Genomic DNA, 16346 nt, shown 5'->3' with positions numbered 1-16346 from the left:
TTCAACCAGCTCAAAGCCTGGCGCGGGCTGGCCACCCGCTACGACAAGCACGCCATCAACTACCGCGGCGCGCTCACCTTCCGCGCCCTGCTGGCTTGGCTACCTTGATCCGTCAGACACGGCCTAGCGGTCGAGGCGGTAGTGGGCGAGCTTGTCGGGGCCGAGCGTGACACCGGGGCCCGGTCCCTGGCGCGCGGCGGCGCGGCCGTCGAAGCGTCGGGGGTTCGGTGAGGACGCTCCGTCTCCGGGGTCCTGACGAGGGTGGGCGTGCGGTGACGCAGGGCTCCGCGAGGTGCACGGACGGGGCGAGGTCAATACGGTCGTGCACGACAGCGGCACCCGGGAGGCAGCGGATGAGCCAGGGCACGGACGCCTCGACGATGCGCCAGGTGCTGGGGCACTTCCCCAGCGGCGTCACCATCGTCACCGGCACGACCCCCGAGGGTCCGGCCGGCTTCACGTGTCAGTCCTTCTCCTCGCTCTCCCTCGATCCTCCGCTCGTGCTCGTGCTGCCCGGTCGCTCGTCGTCGAGCTGGCCGAAGATCGAGGCGACCGGCCGTTTCGTCGTCAACGTGCTCTCCGCCGAGCAGGAGGCGCTCTCGACGACGTTCGCGGTGTCGGGCGGCGACAAGTTCGCCGGCGTCGAGTGGACCGCGTCGGGTCTCGGCTCGCCGATCCTCGGCGGGGCCACGGCCTGGATCGACTGCACGCTGCACGCCGTGCACGACGGCGGTGACCACCTCATCGTCGTCGGTGCGGTGCACGACCTCGGCGCCCCCGGCAGCCCGCCGCTCGTCTTCCACCGCGGGGGGTACGCGCGGACCAGCCCGGCGGTCGCGGAGTGAGCGAGCCACGGACCGGAGGGCAGCCGGCCGGTCCCGGTCCCCTGGTCGACGTCCGGGTGCTCGAGCTGGGCACGATCGTCGCCGGCCCCTTCGCCGGGCGGCTGCTCGCCGACTACGGCGCCGACGTCGTCAAGATCGAGCCGCCGGGCGGTCAGGACCCGATGCGCGACTGGGGCCAGGAGTCGTACCAGGGACACCGGCTCTGGTGGACCGTGCACGCCCGCAACAAGCGCTGCATCACCCTCGACCTGCGCTCCGAGCGCGGCCAGGAGGTGTTCCTGCAGCTGGTCGAGGGCGCCGACGTCGTCGTCGAGAACTTCCGGCCCGGCACGCTCGAGCGCTGGAGCCTCGGGTGGGACCGGCTCTCGGCGGTCAACCCGGGGCTCGTGCTGGCGCGGGTGTCGGGCTACGGGCAGACCGGGCCCTACGCCGACAAGGCGGGCTACGCGTCCGTGGCCGAGGCGCTGTCGGGCCTGCGCTACATCAACGGCTACCCGGGGCAGGCGCCACCGCGGCAGGCGATCTCGCTGGGTGACTCGCTGGCCGGAATGGTCGCGGTGCAGGGTGTGCTCGCGGCGCTGCACCACCGCTCGGTGACCGGGCAGGGCCAGGTCGTCGACGTCGCGCTGACCGAGGCGTGCCTCTCGGTGCTCGAGTCGATCATCCCGGAGTACGACAAGCTCGGCCGTGTGCGCCAGCCCGGCGGCACGCGCCTCGAGGGCATCGCGCCGTCGAACGTGTACCGCACGGCCGACGAGCTGTGGCTGGTCGTCGCGGCCAACCAGGACACGGTGTACCGGCGGCTGTGCGGTGCGATGGGCCGCCCGGAGCTCGCCGACGACCCCCGTTTCGCCGACCACCGCGCCCGCGGCGAGAACCAGGACGAGCTCGACGGGATCGTCGGCGAGTGGGTGGGCTCGCTGCCCGCGGCCGAGGTGCGCCGGGTCCTCGACGAGGCCGGCGTGATCTGCGGGCCGATCAACACGGCGGCCGAGGTCGTCGCCGACCCGCAGTTCCGGGCCCGCGGCATGCTCGCGCCGCACTTCGACGAACGGTTCGGCGAGGACGTCCTGGGCCCCGGCGTCGTGCCGGTCTTCTCCGACACCCCGGGCGAGGTGCGCTGGGCGGGCCCGCCCGTACCGGGGCACCACAACGGCGAGGTCTACGCCGAGCTCGGGCTCTCCGGCGACCAGATCGCGGCGCTGACCGACGAGAAGGTCATCTGAGGAGACCGTCGGGCGACAGGCGCGGCGCGTAGCTCCGCGGGCCTGTCGATCAGGCGGGAGATGCCCCTCGCGTGCGTGCGCCGCCCCGCACGGTGATCAGGAGCGCGCGGACCTCGGTGCATGACGTGCCCCGTGATCTTCGGCGACACCGCTCGGCAGGTTGCCACGGCTGCCGGCGTCAGCCCTCGGCGTCCTTCTTGATCGACGCGAGGTTCTTCTCGGCGCTGGAGCCCATGGCCCGGTCCAGGCCCCAGCGCGGGACGCCCTTGACGGTGACCTCCATCGTCGACGCCATCTCCAGGCGCGTGCGGTCGCCACCGAGGTCGTGGGCGGTGTAGGCGATCGTCGATTCGCGGATGAGACGGGCGGCGACGCACGTCAGCGTCATGGAGTCGTCGGCGTAGGTGACGTCGTAGGTGGCGTCGGTGGTGAACCTCAGCGCGCCGAGTGTGACGACGATGCGCGTCGGGCGCCCCCGCTCGTCGTGCGCCTCGACGGTCGCCGACCTGGCCTCGTTCGCCCAGCGGTCGGTGTTCTCGAGGTCGGAGAGCACCTCGATCACCCGCGACACGGGCGCGTCGATCTCCACGGTCCTCGTCACCGGTTCACTCACGACACGTCCTTACCCCGTCTGTGGGTATCCGGCACGCGTGCCCGACACCGACCGCGCCCTCGCCCACGCGATCGTCACGCTGCTCGACGACCGGGCGCCGGGGAAGACGATCTGCCCGTCCGAGGCGGCGCGCCGCGTGGACCCGGACGCGTGGCACGACCTCGTGCCCGAGGCCCGCCGGGTGGCGAGCAGGCTCGTGGACGAGGGGACGATCGAGAGATGACCCAGCGCGGCGAGCCCGTCGACCCGGCGACCGCCCGCGGCCCCGTCCGTCTGCGCCACCCGGGCCGCGGAGCCGACGCGCCGGAGGCGAGACGACTGACGTCGGATGTCAGGAATCCCCCACGTGGGGTGCACCGCCGACCTCCGTCGCGGGACGCGCCTAGGCTCGCCGGGTGATGTTCGCTGTTCTGCGGCGCATCCTGCGCTCCCTCATCGGCCTGCCCCGTCCTCTCCGTCGCCTCGTCGCCGGCCCGACGACGACGCGCGACGGCCAGACCCTCGACATCGACGTGCAGCTCGTGCTGCGCGTGCTCGGCCTGATCGCCCGCGGCGAGGAGCCCTCGCTCGTCGACCAGCGCCACGCCACGGACGCGGCGGCCGGCCTCGCCGTCGCCCGGACGCCGGGGGTGCGGGCGCGCTCGACGACCGTCCCCGTCCCGGCGAGCACCGCACGCGACGCGCCGGGCTCGCTGGCCGCCTGCCTGTACGAGCCCGCCGAGGTCGGCGACGACGTCGCGCCCCTGCTCGTGCACTTCCACGGCGGCGGGTTCGCGCTGGGCAGCATCGCCTCGAGCGCGCCGCTGTGCCGGGTGCTCGCCCACCAGGCCGGGGTCCGCGTGCTCTCGGTGGAGTACCGCCTCGCGCCGGAGAACCCGTTCCCCGCCGGGCTCGCCGACGCCGCGTCGGCGCTGGATCACGTGCTGGCCCACCGCGACGACTACCGCGCCACGACCGTCGCGGTCGGCGGCGACTCGGCCGGCGCGAACCTCGCGCTGACCGCCGCGCACCAGCTCGCGCGCCACGGCCGGGAGACCGCGGCGTTCGTGCTGGCGCTCTATCCGGTCACCGACGCGGGGCGGGCGGGCGGCTCGCGGGAGCTCTTCGCCGAGGGGTTCGGGCTGCGGACCGTCGACATCGAGGTCTTCGAGCGCTACTACCTGCCGGACGGCCTCGAGCCGATCCGCCCGACGGGCCTGCTCGAGGTCGACGACCTGGCGATCATGCCGCCGGCCTACATCTCGACGGCGGGGTTCGACCCGCTGCGCGACGAGGGCGAGGAGCTCGCCGCGGCGCTGCGGGCCGCCGGCGTGCCGGTGGCCGCGCGCCGCTTCCCCGGGCTGATCCACGGCTACGCGGGCATGGCCGGCGTCATCCCGGCCGCGCGCGACGCCGTCCTCGACGCCGCCTCGGCCCTGCGCGCCGGCCTCGCCCTGACGACCGACCGGGAGCGCGCCGGCACGTGAGTGCTTTCCCGCGCCATAGCGCGGGAAAGCACTCACGTCGGTCGGTCAGTGGTGCAGCATCCGCATCGCCGCGGCGGGGTAGCGGTCGCCGCTCGCGACGCCGGCCGGCGCGACCTTCTCGATCGCCTCCAGCTCCTCGGCGGACAACCTCACGTCGGCAGCGCCCGCGTTCTCCTCGAGGTACCGGCGCCGCTTCGTGCCCGGGATCGGCGCGACGTCGGGCCCCTGCGCCAGCACCCACGCCAGCGCGAGCTGGGTCGGCGTCACGCCCTTGCGCTCGGCGAGGCCGTTCACCTCGTCGAGCACCCGCAGGTTCGCCTGCAGCGCCTCGCCCTGGAACCGCGGCGAGTTGCGCCGCCAGTCGCCCTCGGGCAGGTCCTCGGTGCGCCGGATCGTGCCGGAGAGGAAGCCGCGCCCGATCGGGCTGTACGGGACGAAGCCGATGCCCAGCTCGCGGCACGTGGCGAGCACGCCGTTGTCCTCCACGTCCCGGGTGAACAGCGAGTACTCGGTCTGTACCGCGCTCATCGGCGCCGTGGCGTGGGCCCGGCGGATGGTCTCCGGCGCGGCCTCGGAGATGCCGAGGTAGCGCACCTTGCCGGCCGCGACGAGCTCGCCCAGCGCGCCCCACGTCTCCTCGATCGGGACGTCCGGGTCGACGCGGTGCTGGTAGTAGAGATCGACGTGGTCGGTGCCGAGACGCTGCAGCGAGCCGTCGATCTGCCCGCGCAGATAGTCGGGACGCCCGTTGACACGTCCGGTGCCCCGGCCGTCGGTCCCGATCTCGTTGCCGAACTTGGTGGCGAGGACGACCTCGTCGCGCCGGCCGTGCAGCACCGACCCGAGCAGCTCCTCGTTGGTGTGCGGCCCGTACATGTCGGCGGTGTCGAGGAACGTGACCCCGAGCTCGAGCGCGCGCTCGATCGTCGCGCGCGACTCGGTGTCGTCCTGATCGCCGTAGGCGAAGGTCATGCCCATGCAGCCGAGGCCGAGCGCGGACACGCGCAGGCCCTGGCCGCCGAGAATGCGTTGTTCCATGGGCGCTGGCTGCCCCGGGACGAGGTTCCCTGAACGTGTGGTCGCGGCGTGACCTGTGCGGCGTCCCGCAGGTGGCACGGTGATCTCATGCGCCTGCTGCTGACGACGCTGGTGGCCGCCCTGCTGTGCCTGGGCGCGGGGACGGCCCTGGCGGACCCCGGTCTGGTGATCGGCGACGGGGCCCCGCTGGCGCCCGGCACGTCGCTGCGGGCGCAGATGGGCTGCGAGGAGCCCGCGACGACCCCGGCCACCGGTCCCGGTGTGACCGGCACGCCCTGGGAGCGCGATCCCGAGGGCCACCAGCCGTGGGCGGTGTTCTCGACGGTCACCGTCGCGGCCGACGCCGCCCCCGGTCCGGTCACCGTCACCGCGACCTGCGGCGGGCGCCCGACGACGGCCACGGTGACCGTCGCCGACACCGGCTCGGGCGGCAGCATCCTGCGCTGGCTCGGCGCGGCGGCGCTCCTGCTCGTCATCGTGGCCGCGATGGTCGTGCTCCAGCGCCGGCGCAGGCTGAACGCCTAGAGTCCCGCGAGGTACGCCTGCGCCGCGTCCTCCACCCGGCCGCGGTCGCCGCCCGCGAGCAGGTCGAGGAGCAGTCCGCGCAGGGTCGCGACGACGAGCGTGGCCCGGCGGTCGGCCAGTGCCGGGTCGACGTCCGGTCCCTGGGTGGCGCGCAGGGCGGCGGTCCAGTCGGCGCCGACCTGCTCGAGGAACTCGGCGTAGGCGTCCGGGGACTGCAGCGCCCGCCCGTAGACCGCGAAGAACAGCCGCAGTGTCGGCCACCGGCTCTCGTCGGCGCTCCAGGTCCAGAACGCCCGCGCGGTGGTCGCCAGGTCGGCCTGCGCGCCGGCCAGCGCCCGACTCTCGGCGACCAGGCGGTCGCGCAGGCGGCCGAGGATCGCCTCGAGCATCTGCTCCTTCGTGCCGAAGTGGTGCACCAGCGTCGTCGTCGACACCCCGAGCGCAGCCGCGACCGACCGCCACGACAGCTCGGAGAACACCTGCTCGGCCGCGTGGTCGACGGCGGCGTCCAGCAGCGCCGCACGGTGTTCGTGATCGATCGGTCGTCCGACCATGTGCTCACCTTGACTTCATAGAACAGTCGTTCTAGGAATTGGGTCCATGAGTGTGCCCGTCGTGTCGGTGATCCCGGTCGTGCTGGGGGAGCGGTCGTACCGCGTCTCCGCCCCTGTCTCCGGGGCGCGGCTGCCGGTCCTGCTCTTCTCGCACGGCTTCGGATCCTCCTCGCGGGCGTACGGACCGCTCGTCGACCACTGGGCGGCGCAGGGGTTCGTCGTCGTCCAGCCGACCCATCTCGACTCCCGCACGATCGGCCTGCCCGAGGACGACCCCCGGCGACGGAGGTTCTGGCGTCATCGGGTGGACGACATGACGCGCGTGCTCGACGGGCTCGACGCCGTGGAGGCGGCGGTGCCGGGGCTGGCGGGCCGTGTCGAGCACGAGCGAGTCGTGGCCGCAGGGCACTCGTTCGGCGGGCAGACGGTGGGGGTGCTGCTGGGGTTACGGGTGGACGGCGAGGACCTCGCCGACCCGCGCGTGACCGCCGGCGTCCTGCTCGCGACGGCCGGGCGGGGCGGCGACGCCCTGCGGCCCGGCGTGATCGAGATGTTCCCGTGGCTGAACCCCGACTTCTCGGCGATGAAGGCGCCGGCGCTCGTCGTCGTGGGCGGCGCCGACGCGAGCGCGCTCAGCACCCGCGGGCCGGACTGGTCGGCGGATCCCTACTGGTTGAGCCCGCCGGGCAAGAGCCTGCTCACGCTCTTCGGCGCCGAGCACTCGCTGGGCGGCATCCCGGGGTACGAGGCGGCGGAGACGACCGACGAGGACCCGGCGCGCGTGGCGGCGCTCCAGCGGCTGACCACGGCCTGGCTGAGGACCGCGCTCGAGCCGGACGACCCGAGCTGGCGCGACGCGGCGGCCGCGTTCGACCGGGTCGAGGAGCCGATCGGTCGTCTCGAGTCGCGCTGATCGGCGCGCGGTCGGGGATGCGAGGGCGTCCCCGGGTGCCTGCGACGCAGCGAGGGACTCCCTCGCTCCCACCAGCGCGGCCCCGCCGAGGGGCGAGCACCGCGGGGCCCACCGACGTGACCATGGCCGGGTCGACCTCCGCACCCACCGCCTCCGACGGAGGTCGGAGGCCCGACCGTCGACCTGCGCCCGATGTGTCCGCCACCCGTGCCCGGCAGTGTCCATCCACGACAGATCGTCGTCCGGAGGAGACCGCCGCCATGATCGACAACACGTCACGGACAGGCCGTGCCCGGGCGGTGGTCCTCGTCCTGCTGATCGCGACCCTGCTCGCCGGGTGCGTCGGCGGCGCCCCGACCGTGACGTCGGCCCCGTCCGCGCCACCCACCGCGACCGCCGCCCTCACCCAGGCCGACCTCGACGCCTGGCTCGACGGCGTCGTCCCCGCCGGGATCGACCGGGCCGGGATCGCGGGCGCGGCGGTGGCCGTCGTGCGGGACGGACAGGTGCTCACGTCCCGCGGCTTCGGCTTCGCGGACACGGCGACCGTGCAGCCCGTCGATCCCGAGCGGACCCTGTTCCGGGTCGGCTCGGTGTCCAAGATCTTCACCGCGACCGCGGTGCTCCAGCTCGTCGAGCAGGGTCGGATCGACCTCGACACCGACGTCCGGCGGTACCTCGACTTCCCGCTGCCGCTGCGTTTCGAGCCGCCGGTGACCATGCGCCACCTGCTGACCCACAGCGCGGGCTTCGAGGAGCGGATCCGCGACCTGATCACCCTCGGCGAGGCCCCCGACCGCCTGCGCGAGCACCTGGCCGTCGACCCGCCGCAGCAGGTGTTCGCGCCGGGAACGGTGCCCGCCTACTCCAACTACGGCTACGGGCTCGCCGGCTACGTCGTCGAGAGGGTCAGCGGCACGCCCTACGCCGAGTACCTCCGACGCCACGTACTCGTCCCCGCCGGGATGACCTCGTCGAGCGCCGCGCAGCCGCTCCCGGCGCCGCTGCGGGGCCGCCTGTCGCAGGCGTACCCGACCGTCGACGAGCCCGCCGGCCCCGTCGAGACACTGCGGCCCTCGCCCGCCGGCTCGCTCACCGCGTCCCCCGACGACGTGGCGCGGTTCATGCTGGCCCAACTCGGCGACCCATACCTGCTCTCGCCGGCCGCCCAGGAGCTGATGCGGTCCCCGGCCCTGGGCGCCGAGGCCCTCGGCGCGCTCGCCGAAGGTCCGCGGATGGGGCTGGGGCTGTTCGACGAGAGCCGGAACGGGCGCCGGATCCTCGGCCACGGGGGCGACACACAGTTCTTCCACTCGCACCTGCAGCTCTACCCGGACGAGCGCACCGGGATCTTCGTGACGCTGAACGGCTCGGGCCGCGGCGCCATGGACAGCCACGAGCTGCGGGAGTCCGTGCTCCACGGGTTCACCGACCGGTACTTCCCCGCAACTGCCCCCGCAACCGCCCCCGCAACCGACCCCGCCCCAACCGGCGACGTCGAGCACGCGCGGCTGGCCGCGGGCACCTACGAGTCCGCGCGGGCGCCGTTCACCACGTTCCTGTCCGCGATGAACCTGTCAGGTCAGGTCACGACCGCCGCGCAGCCGGACGGGACCCTCGTGTTCTCGCCCGGGCCCCTGAGCGCCCACCCGGCCGTCTATCGCGAGATCCGGCCGTGGGTCTGGCAGGAGGTCGGCGGCCACCGGGTCGTCGCCATGCGCGTCGAGGACGGGCGGGTCGCCGCGCTCGGCGTCGAGGGCGCCTTCACCATGCTCCCGACCCCGCCGTGGCGCACCGCCGCTCTCGTGCTGCCGGTGCTCCTCGGCGCCGTCGTGGTGCTGCTCGGTGCCCTCGTGGCCTGGCCGGCGGGCGCGGCGATCCGTCGGCGGTACGGCCGGGCGGTCGTGGCCGATGTGGTCCCGCGGGCCGACCGCGTGGCCGTCGCCTCCACCCGTGCGGGCGCCGCGGCCGCGGTCGCCGCGCTCGGGGGGTGGGTCCTGGTCGTCCTCACGCTCACGGGCCTCGGTCAGGTCCCGACGGCCGTGCTCGCCGTGCTCGTCGGGCTGCAGGCCCTCGGCGTCGTGGCCGTGGTGCCGGCCGCGGCGGCGGTCGTGACGGGCCTGCGACGCCGCGTCGGGGCCTTCGGGACGACCGGGCGGGTGCTGGTCCTGCTGGCCCTGGTGGCCGTGGCGGGTGTCGCGGCGACCTATGGGCTGATCTCCCCCGACCTGAGCTACTGAGTCCTACGATCCCCCTGCTCGGCGATCACGAAGGCCCGGTGACCCTGATGACCCCGCCCGGCGATCCGTCGCACCCCGGCGACACCGCGAGCGCCGACGGGGTCGAGACCCGGGTCGACGCGCTGCTCACCCGTCTCGGCCTGACCACGCCCGGGCGCCGCGATGCCGCGCTCGCCCTCGGGATGGCGCTGGTGGCGGTCGTGCTGGTGCTGGTCGCTCGCGTCGACCCGGCGCTCGGCGGAGCGCTGGCCGTCGACCCCGTCACCGCCCCCTCGGTGCTGATCGTGCTCGTGGTCCAGGCCGGCGTGCTCGTGGTGCGCCGGACCCGCCCTGTGCTCTGCCTGGTGGTGACGATCGCCCTGCAGGTGGTGCTGGCCGGGCTGCTGGCACCCGCGGGCTACCTGCGCGGCCCGGCGCCGGTGGTCGCGGTCTACACCTGCGGGGCGTGGCTGCCGGTGCGGCGCGCGCTGGTCCTCGCCGGGGCCGCCGCACTGGTGGAGACGGCCGGATTCGTCGTGTTCGCGGCGGGAGAGACCACCGTCGGCCAGGTGCTCGCGCAGCTCCTGTCGTCCGTCCTGACCTACGTCGCGCTCACGGTCCTCGGCGGCTACGTCCGCACCCGTCGCCACTTCGGGGAGATGGCCCGGCTCCGGGCCGCCGAGGCCGTCGAGGCGCAGCGGGCCCGCGCCGATGCCGCGGTCGGCGCCGAGCGCACCCGCGTGGCGCGCGAGCTCCACGACATCGCGGCCCACCACCTCGCGGCGATGGTCGTCCAGGCCTCGATGGCGGAACGCCTGATCGACCGCGACCCGGAGGCCGCGCGCCGCACGATCGCCGAGGTCCGCAGCCAGGGCCGCTCCACGTTGCACGACCTGCGGTCGGTCGTGAGTGCGTTGCGGGAGCGGTCCGACGGGGTGGGCGACGAGGGGGAGCCCGTTCCCGGGCTGGCGGTGCTCGACCGGCTGGTGGCGAGGACGGCATCGGCCGACCTGGAGGTGGTCGGCACGCCGCGCGAGCTCTCGCCGGTCGCCGACGTCAGCGCCTACCGGGTGGCGCAGGAGGCCCTGTCGAACGCCCGGGACCACGCTCCCGGCGCCCGCGTGACCGTCCGCGTGGAGCACGGGGAGACTGCGACCGTGCTGGAGATCAGCAACGGGCCGGCGGCCGAGCCGCCCGCCGCCGAGCCGCCCGCCGCCGAGCCGGGCCCCGGTCGCGGTCTCGGGTTGCTCGGCATGCGCGAGCGCGCCGAGCTGATCGGCGCCGACCTCGAGGTCGGTCCGCGGTCCGGCGGCGGGTGGCGTGTGCGCCTGGAGCTGCCGCGGGGTGAGTCGTGATCCGTGTCGTGCTGGCCGACGACCAGGGCGTCGTGCGCGCCGGGTTCCGGATGTTCCTCGAGTCGGCCGGCGACATCGAGGTCGTCGGCGAGGCGACGAACGGCCCCGAGGCGGTGCGCCTGACCCGGCTCCTCGCCCCCGACGTCGTCTGCATGGACGTACGGATGCCCGGCGGCGACGGGCTCGCGGCCACCCGGGAGATCGTCGGCGGGCAGGCGCCGGTGCCGGCGGTGCTGGTGGTGACCACGTTCGACCTCGACGAGTACGTCTTCGGCGCGCTCGAGGCCGGGGCCAGCGGCTTCGTGCTCAAGGACACCGAGCCCGACGACCTCGTCGACGCCGTGCGGCACCTCGCCGCCGGGGAGGGGCTCGTGGACCAGACGGTCACCCGGCGGGTGATCGCCGAGTTCGCCCGTCGGCGGCCGGTCGCGTCGTCGGCTTCGGAGGTCGCGGAGGGACTCACCGCGCGCGAGACCGAGATCGTCCGGCTGCTCGCGGACGGGTTGTCGAACGCGGAGATCGCGGCGGAGCTCGTCGTCGAGGTCAGCACGGTGAAGTCGCACCTGGGGCGCGCGATGACCAAGATCGGGACGCGGGACCGCGTGCAGACCGTCGTCTGGGCCTACCGCAACGGAGTCGCGTCGGGGTGAGAGGTCGCCGGCACTCGTCCTCGGGGAGGGAGCCCTGCTCGCGACCGCGCCCCGGAGCACCCGCACGGGCTCGGCGGCGTGCGGGCAGCGCGCCGTGGACGGCGAGCCCCGGATCCGGTCCCGCCCTCGGCGTGTCGCGACACCGAGCGTGTGGCGATCCTGGCGTGTGACGCCAGCGATGCCGCATCGCTCGCACGCGCAGCGTGCGGTCCTACCCCAGCGCGCGGCCCACCTGCCGGCCCGAGAACAGGCAGCCGCCGAGGAACGTGCCCTCCAGCGAGCGGTAGCCGTGCACGCCGCCGCCGCCGAAGCCCGCGGCCTCGCCGGCGGCGTAGAGCCCGGGCAGGGGGGACCCGTCGGCGCCCAGGACGCGCCCGTCGAGGTCGGTCCAGAGCCCGCCGAGGGTCTTGCGCGTGAGGACGTGCAGCTTGACGCCGACCAGCGGGCCGGCGGCGGGGTCGAGGATGCGGTGCGGCGGGGCGACGCGCACCAGGCGGTCGCCGAGGTAGCCGCGTGCCGAGCGGATGGCGGCGAGCTGGCCGTCCTTGCCGTAGGGGTTCGCCAGCTCCGCGTCGCGGGCCAGCACCTCGCGCTCGACGGCCGCCGCGTCCAGCAGCGGTTCGGGGGTGAGGGCGTTCATCCGGCCGACCAGCTCGCCGAGCGAGTCGGCCTGCACGAAGTCCTGGCCCGAGCGCTGGAAGGCGGCCACCGGCTCGGTCGGCCCCGGACGGACGCGCTGGAGGGCGAGGCGGATGTCGCGGCCGGTGAAGTCGGGGTTCTGCTCGGACCCCGAGAGCGCGAACTCCTTCTCGAGGATCCGCTGGTTGAGCACGAACCAGGTGTGGTCGTGGCCGGTGCGGCCGATGTGCTCGAGCGTCGCGAGGGTGTCGAACCCGGGCCACAGGGGAGGGGGCAGACGGCCGCCCTCGGCGTCGAACCACAGCGACGACGGGCCGGGCAGGATGCGGATGCCGTGCAGCGGCCAGACCGGCGAGTGGTTGACGATCCCCTCGGTGTAATGCCACATCCGGTCGCGGTTCACGACGCGCGCGCCGACGGCCTCGCTGATGCCGATCATCCGCCCGTCGACGTGGGCGGGCACCCCGGAGATCATCTCGCGCGGCGGGGGGCCGAGGCGCTCCGGCCAGGCGGCGCGCACGGCGTCGTGGTTCCCGCCGATGCCCCCGGAGGTGACCACGACGCTGTCGGCCGCGAGGGTGAAGGTACCGACGCCCTCCCGCGAGCTCGACTCCCCGCGGGCGACCTCGGAGGGCTGGAGCACGGTGCCTGACACGCCGGTCACGGTGCCCGCGGTGATCTCCAGGGTGTCGACCCGGTGCCGGCAGCGGATGGTGACGCGCCCGTCGGCGACCGCGGCGTGGACCCGCCGCAGGAACGGCTCGAGGATGCCGGGGCCGGTGCCCCAGACGATGTGGAAGCGCGGCACGGAGTTGCCGTGGCCGGTGGCCGATGCGCCGCCGCGCTCGGCCCAGCCGACCACGGGGAAGAAGCGCACGCCCATCGCGTGCAGCCACGGGCGCTTCTCACCCGCCGCCCACTCGACGTAGGCGCGGGCCCACTCGCGGCCCCACCGGTCCTCGTCGGCGCGGTCGAAGCCGGCGCTGGAGGTCCAGTCGGACCAGGCGAGATCGAACGAGTCGTGGACGCGGAGGCGGCGTTGCTCGGGACTGTCCACGAGGAACAGGCCGCCGAACGACCACCACGCCTGCCCGCCGAGCGACGCCTCGGGCTCCTGATCGAGCAGGACCACCCGGCGTCCCGCGTCGGCGAGCTCGGCGGTGGCGACGAGACCGGCGAGACCGGCCCCCACCACGATGACGTCGGCGTCGGGCATACCGGGCATCGTGGCAGGAGCGCTCGCCCGGTGGGTTACTGCAGGCCGAGCTTCTCCGAGCAGGTCGGCCAGGCGTTCCAGCCCTGCTCGTCCTGCACCTTCTTGGCGACCTTGATCTGCTGCTCGCGGCTGGCCTCGTCGGGCGAGGAGGCGTACTGCTCGCCGCCGAACTCGCTCCAGGTCGAGTCCGTGAACTGCAGGCCGCCCTTGAAGCCGTTGCCGGTGTCGGCCTCCCAGTTCTGGGTGCTCTCGCACATCGCGAGGCGGTCCCAGGTGGCGTTCGAGTCCGGCGAGACCGACGGCGCGGCCATCGCGGTGCCGGTGACGGCCAGCGGACCGGTGACGGCGGCCGCGGCGACCACACCGGCCTTGAGCAGCGGACGGGACGGGGCGGACGGCAGGTGATGGCGACCAGACATCGGGGCTCCGGTTCGTCGGTTCGTCTCGGTGGGTGGGCGCCGCCCGGGGGGTGGTGCTGGGGAGCGGAACGGCGCGGTCAGGGACCGTAACCGAACTGAGACCTTTTGTGACAACCGGTGATCGCTACCTCATCGCCTGTCGCGGTGAGTGGTCGTCACCTCGCGTTGGGCGGCGAACGGAGTAGTGATAACCCGATGCGCGTTGGTCCTTTCGGTGCGACCGTGCGGGCGAGGATCGAGGCGAGCGGGGTTTGCGTCGCGCACGTGGCGGTCGCGAACCGGTCAGGCGGGGAGGAACCCGACGGCGGCGCGGTGCCCGCAGCACGGTTCGGCCAGCGGGCCGCGGTGCCGCCGCGGCTCGGGTCGCCACTGCGCGGCGTAGACGAGGCCCGGCTCGACGAGGTCCAGGCCCTCGACCAGCGCCGCGAGCTCACCGGCCGAGCGCGGGGTGGCCCGGCCGCTCGGATAGGCGCGGGTCGGGCCGCAGATCGCGTCCATGTCGATGCGCGGGTCGTCGGCGGTGAGGTGGGAGACGGCCAGCGCGCTGCCGGGCGCGACATGCGTGACGAACCCCGCGACCACCGCGGCCGGGTCGTCGGCGGCGGACACGTGCTGGAGCACGGAGAACATCAGCACCCCGACCGGTCGGGCGAAGTCGATGACGTCGGTGACCGCCGGCGCTGCGAGGACCTTCTCGGGGTCCCGCATGTCGGCGTGGGTGACCGAGACACCCCGGGCGGCCGCGCCGAGCAGCAGCTCGCCGTGGGCCACCGCGACCGGGTCGATGTCGACGTACGCGACCCGGGCGTCGGGGTTCACGCGGCGGGCGATCTCGTGGGTGTTGCCCATCGTGGGGATGCCCGAGCCGAGGTCGAGGAACTGGTCGATCCCCGCGTGCGCGAGGAACGTGACGGCGCGGCGCAGGAACGAGCGGTTCTCGCGCACGATCGACGCGACCAGCGGCTCGGCGCGGGCCATGTCCCGGCCCATCACGCGGTCGACGGCACCGTGGGACGTGCCGCCGAGCAGGAAGTCGTAGACGCGCGCGGAGCTCGGGAGGTCGAAGTTGGCGGCGCCGGGAGGCCCGAGCGGCCAGCGGACGTCGTCGACCACGCGTCCTCCCTCCGTTCGCCGGATGACCGGGGTTGCCGCAGGTCCGTCACACCTGCTGTCCAGTAGCCGACAGCACCACGGCGCTGTCAACACGAAGGAATCCCCCGACACGCGCAGCGGAGCGACCCTTCTCCACCGTCCGTGTCCGACACGCCGATGAAGACGGTCGTGACACGCCGGAACACGCGCGTCGCGCGGGTGCGTTCTGACCGTGGGTGATCTTTGAAGGGATCTTCAGGAGCCGGCCGAACGCAGTGTTGGGTCGGTGTTAGGACGAGGGACACGTCCTTGTCGGCGGAAAGGGCCCCCGAGACGGCCACCGTGCGGACGTGCGCGTCGCCGTCGTGACCGAGTCGTTCCTGCCCGCCGTCAACGGCGTCACCAACTCCGTGCTCCAGGTCGTCGCCCACCTGCAGCGCCGCGGCCACTCCGCGATGGTCATCGCCCCCGGGGCGGGGCCGGACGAGGTGCCGGGTGCGCCGCACGTGCCGGTGGTCCGGGTGCCCGCCGTCGACGTGCCGGGCGTCGACTCGCTGCCCGTCGGCGTCCCGACCCCGGCGGTCCGCGCGGCGCTCGAGGAGTACCGGCCCGACGTGGTGCACCTCGCCTCGCCGTTCGTGCTCGGGGCGCGTGCCCTCACCGTCGCGCGGCGCCTGGGGGTCCCGGCCGTCGCCGTGTACCAGACCGACGTCGCCGGCTTCGCGGCCTCGTACGGCGTCGGGCTCACCGCGCGGGCCGCGTGGCGATGGATCCGTCGGCTGCACAGCGGGGCCTCGCGCACCCTCGCGCCGTCGCGGTGGGCGGTGGACGCGCTGGAGACGCACGGCGTGCCCCGCGTGCACCGCTGGGGCCGTGGCGTCGACACCGACCGCTTCCACCCCGACCGCCGCGACGACGACCTGCGTGCCGAGCTCGCCCCGCACGGGGAGATGCTCGTCGGCTACGTCGGCCGCCTCGCCCCGGAGAAGCAGGTGGAGCGGCTCGCGGCGCTCGAGGGGCTGCCCGGCGTGCGCGTCGTCGTGGTCGGCGACGGGCCCGCGCGGGCGCGGCTGGGCGAGCTGCTGCCCTCGGCCCACTTCCTGGGCTTCCGCGGCGGCACCGAGCTCGCGCAGGCGTACGCGTCGTTCGACGCCTTCGTGCACACCGGCCCGCACGAGACCTTCTGCCAGGCCGTCCAGGAGGCCCAGTCCTCCGGGTTGCCGGTGATCGCTCCCGACGCGGGCGGTGTCGCCGACCTCGTCGACCCGGGCCGCACCGGCTGGCTCTACGACCCGGCCTCGCCGATCGCCGGCGCGGAGATCGTCGGCAGGATCGCCGCCTGGCGCGACGACCCGGCGTCGCGGCGGGCCGTCGGCGCGGCGGGGCGCCGTCGTGTCGCCGGGCGCACGTGGCCCTCGGTGTGCGAGGAGCTCCTCGGTCACTACGCCGCCGTCATCGCCGGCGACCAGACCGGCTCGATCACGCCCGACGTCGCGTCGCCCCCCGCCGCGTGAGGTGCACCGCGCGCACGTGAGTTCACCCGGACCACACCCGTCCGTCACGCCGGGGTGGGCCC

The 16346-nt window shown here is 74.6% G+C and carries 17 protein-coding genes; 11 read left to right on the top strand and 6 right to left on the bottom strand.

The features are described from left to right. Positions 1-353: 353 nt before the first annotated feature. Complete coding sequence (locus AC2A1K_RS29085) at positions 354-845, top strand: flavin reductase family protein (protein ID WP_483899837.1); 492 nt, start codon at positions 354-356, stop codon at positions 843-845. Then, positions 842-2071, top strand: coding sequence for a CaiB/BaiF CoA transferase family protein (locus AC2A1K_RS29080; protein WP_483899836.1), 1230 nt, complete (start codon positions 842-844; stop codon positions 2069-2071). Before AC2A1K_RS29085 ends, AC2A1K_RS29080 begins: the two co-directional genes overlap by 4 nt. 178 nt (positions 2072-2249) lie before the next feature. Here AC2A1K_RS29080 and AC2A1K_RS29075 read toward each other — a convergent pair whose 3' ends face one another. Then, positions 2250-2684, bottom strand: coding sequence for an SRPBCC family protein (locus AC2A1K_RS29075; RefSeq protein ID WP_483899835.1), 435 nt, complete (start codon positions 2682-2684; stop codon positions 2250-2252). Between the two features lie 37 nt (positions 2685-2721). Here AC2A1K_RS29075 and AC2A1K_RS29070 point away from each other — a divergent pair, with 37 nt between their 5' ends. From AC2A1K_RS29070 to AC2A1K_RS29060, 3 genes are read left to right on the top strand one after another with little or no spacing between them, the layout of a single operon-like run. Next, entirely contained in the window at positions 2722-2907 is a 186-nt protein-coding gene (locus AC2A1K_RS29070; protein ID WP_483899834.1) for a DUF3253 domain-containing protein, read from the top strand. After that, entirely contained in the window at positions 2904-3083 is a 180-nt protein-coding gene (locus tag AC2A1K_RS29065) for a DUF3253 domain-containing protein (protein ID WP_483899833.1), read from the top strand. The genes AC2A1K_RS29070 and AC2A1K_RS29065 overlap by 4 nt, the downstream gene beginning before the upstream one ends. Further along, a complete protein-coding gene (locus AC2A1K_RS29060) occupies positions 3083-4150 on the top strand; it encodes an alpha/beta hydrolase (RefSeq protein WP_483899832.1) in 1068 nt (355 codons plus the stop codon). The genes AC2A1K_RS29065 and AC2A1K_RS29060 overlap by 1 nt, the downstream gene beginning before the upstream one ends. Positions 4151-4195: 45 nt before the next feature. On the opposite strand, the gene AC2A1K_RS29055 is transcribed toward AC2A1K_RS29060, so the two are convergent. Further along, on the bottom strand, positions 4196-5188 hold the full coding sequence (locus AC2A1K_RS29055) for an aldo/keto reductase (RefSeq protein WP_483899831.1): 993 nt from the start codon (positions 5186-5188) through the stop codon (positions 4196-4198). 87 nt (positions 5189-5275) lie between these two features. Between AC2A1K_RS29055 and AC2A1K_RS29050 the strand changes: the two genes are divergently transcribed. Beyond that, positions 5276-5713 carry a hypothetical protein gene (locus AC2A1K_RS29050; RefSeq protein ID WP_483899830.1) on the top strand — a complete coding sequence of 146 codons (438 nt, stop codon included), beginning with the start codon at positions 5276-5278 and terminating at the stop codon, positions 5711-5713. Here AC2A1K_RS29050 and AC2A1K_RS29045 read toward each other — a convergent pair. Beyond that, positions 5710-6267 (bottom strand): TetR/AcrR family transcriptional regulator, encoded by a 558-nt coding sequence (locus tag AC2A1K_RS29045; RefSeq protein ID WP_483899829.1) that lies wholly within the window; start codon positions 6265-6267, stop codon positions 5710-5712. The genes AC2A1K_RS29050 and AC2A1K_RS29045 overlap by 4 nt on opposite strands. A gap of 46 nt (positions 6268-6313) precedes the next feature. On the opposite strand from AC2A1K_RS29045, the gene AC2A1K_RS29040 reads away from it, so the two are divergent. The 4 genes from AC2A1K_RS29040 (at position 6314) to AC2A1K_RS29025 (ending at position 11404) form a co-directional block, all read left to right on the top strand. Further along, positions 6314-7180 (top strand): alpha/beta hydrolase family protein, encoded by an 867-nt coding sequence (locus AC2A1K_RS29040; RefSeq protein ID WP_483899828.1) that lies wholly within the window; start codon positions 6314-6316, stop codon positions 7178-7180. Between the two features lie 260 nt (positions 7181-7440). After that, positions 7441-9420, top strand: a complete 1980-nt coding sequence (locus AC2A1K_RS29035) for a serine hydrolase domain-containing protein (RefSeq protein ID WP_483899827.1) — start codon at positions 7441-7443, stop codon at positions 9418-9420. 47 nt (positions 9421-9467) lie between these two features. Beyond that, on the top strand, positions 9468-10754 hold the full coding sequence (locus AC2A1K_RS29030; RefSeq protein WP_483899838.1) for a sensor histidine kinase: 1287 nt from the start codon (positions 9468-9470) through the stop codon (positions 10752-10754). Further along, a complete protein-coding gene (locus tag AC2A1K_RS29025; RefSeq protein WP_483899826.1) occupies positions 10751-11404 on the top strand; it encodes a response regulator in 654 nt (217 codons plus the stop codon). Before AC2A1K_RS29030 ends, AC2A1K_RS29025 begins: the two co-directional genes overlap by 4 nt. 211 nt (positions 11405-11615) lie before the next feature. On the opposite strand, the gene AC2A1K_RS29020 is transcribed toward AC2A1K_RS29025, so the two are convergent. From AC2A1K_RS29020 to AC2A1K_RS29010, 3 genes are all read right to left on the bottom strand, one after another. Next, positions 11616-13259, bottom strand: coding sequence for an FAD-binding dehydrogenase (locus AC2A1K_RS29020; RefSeq protein WP_483899825.1), 1644 nt, complete (start codon positions 13257-13259; stop codon positions 11616-11618). Positions 13260-13294: 35 nt separating this feature from the next. Beyond that, positions 13295-13678 carry a transglycosylase family protein gene (locus AC2A1K_RS29015; RefSeq protein ID WP_483899824.1) on the bottom strand — a complete coding sequence of 128 codons (384 nt, stop codon included), beginning with the start codon at positions 13676-13678 and terminating at the stop codon, positions 13295-13297. A gap of 282 nt (positions 13679-13960) precedes the next feature. Continuing rightward, complete coding sequence (locus AC2A1K_RS29010) at positions 13961-14791, bottom strand: SAM-dependent methyltransferase (RefSeq protein WP_483899823.1); 831 nt, start codon at positions 14789-14791, stop codon at positions 13961-13963. 329 nt (positions 14792-15120) lie between these two features. Here AC2A1K_RS29010 and AC2A1K_RS29005 point away from each other — a divergent pair, with 329 nt between their 5' ends. Next, the gene (locus AC2A1K_RS29005; RefSeq protein ID WP_483899822.1) at positions 15121-16284 is read left to right on the top strand and encodes a glycosyltransferase family 4 protein; all 1164 of its coding nucleotides are present in this window, start codon (positions 15121-15123) and stop codon (positions 16282-16284) included. Positions 16285-16346 lie beyond the last annotated feature (62 nt).

The organism is Actinomycetospora sp. 2LY8.5 (genome assembly GCF_057180585.1).
The sequence above is the reverse complement of the archived record's forward strand: the minus strand, read 5'-3'. Positions and strand labels throughout refer to the sequence as shown.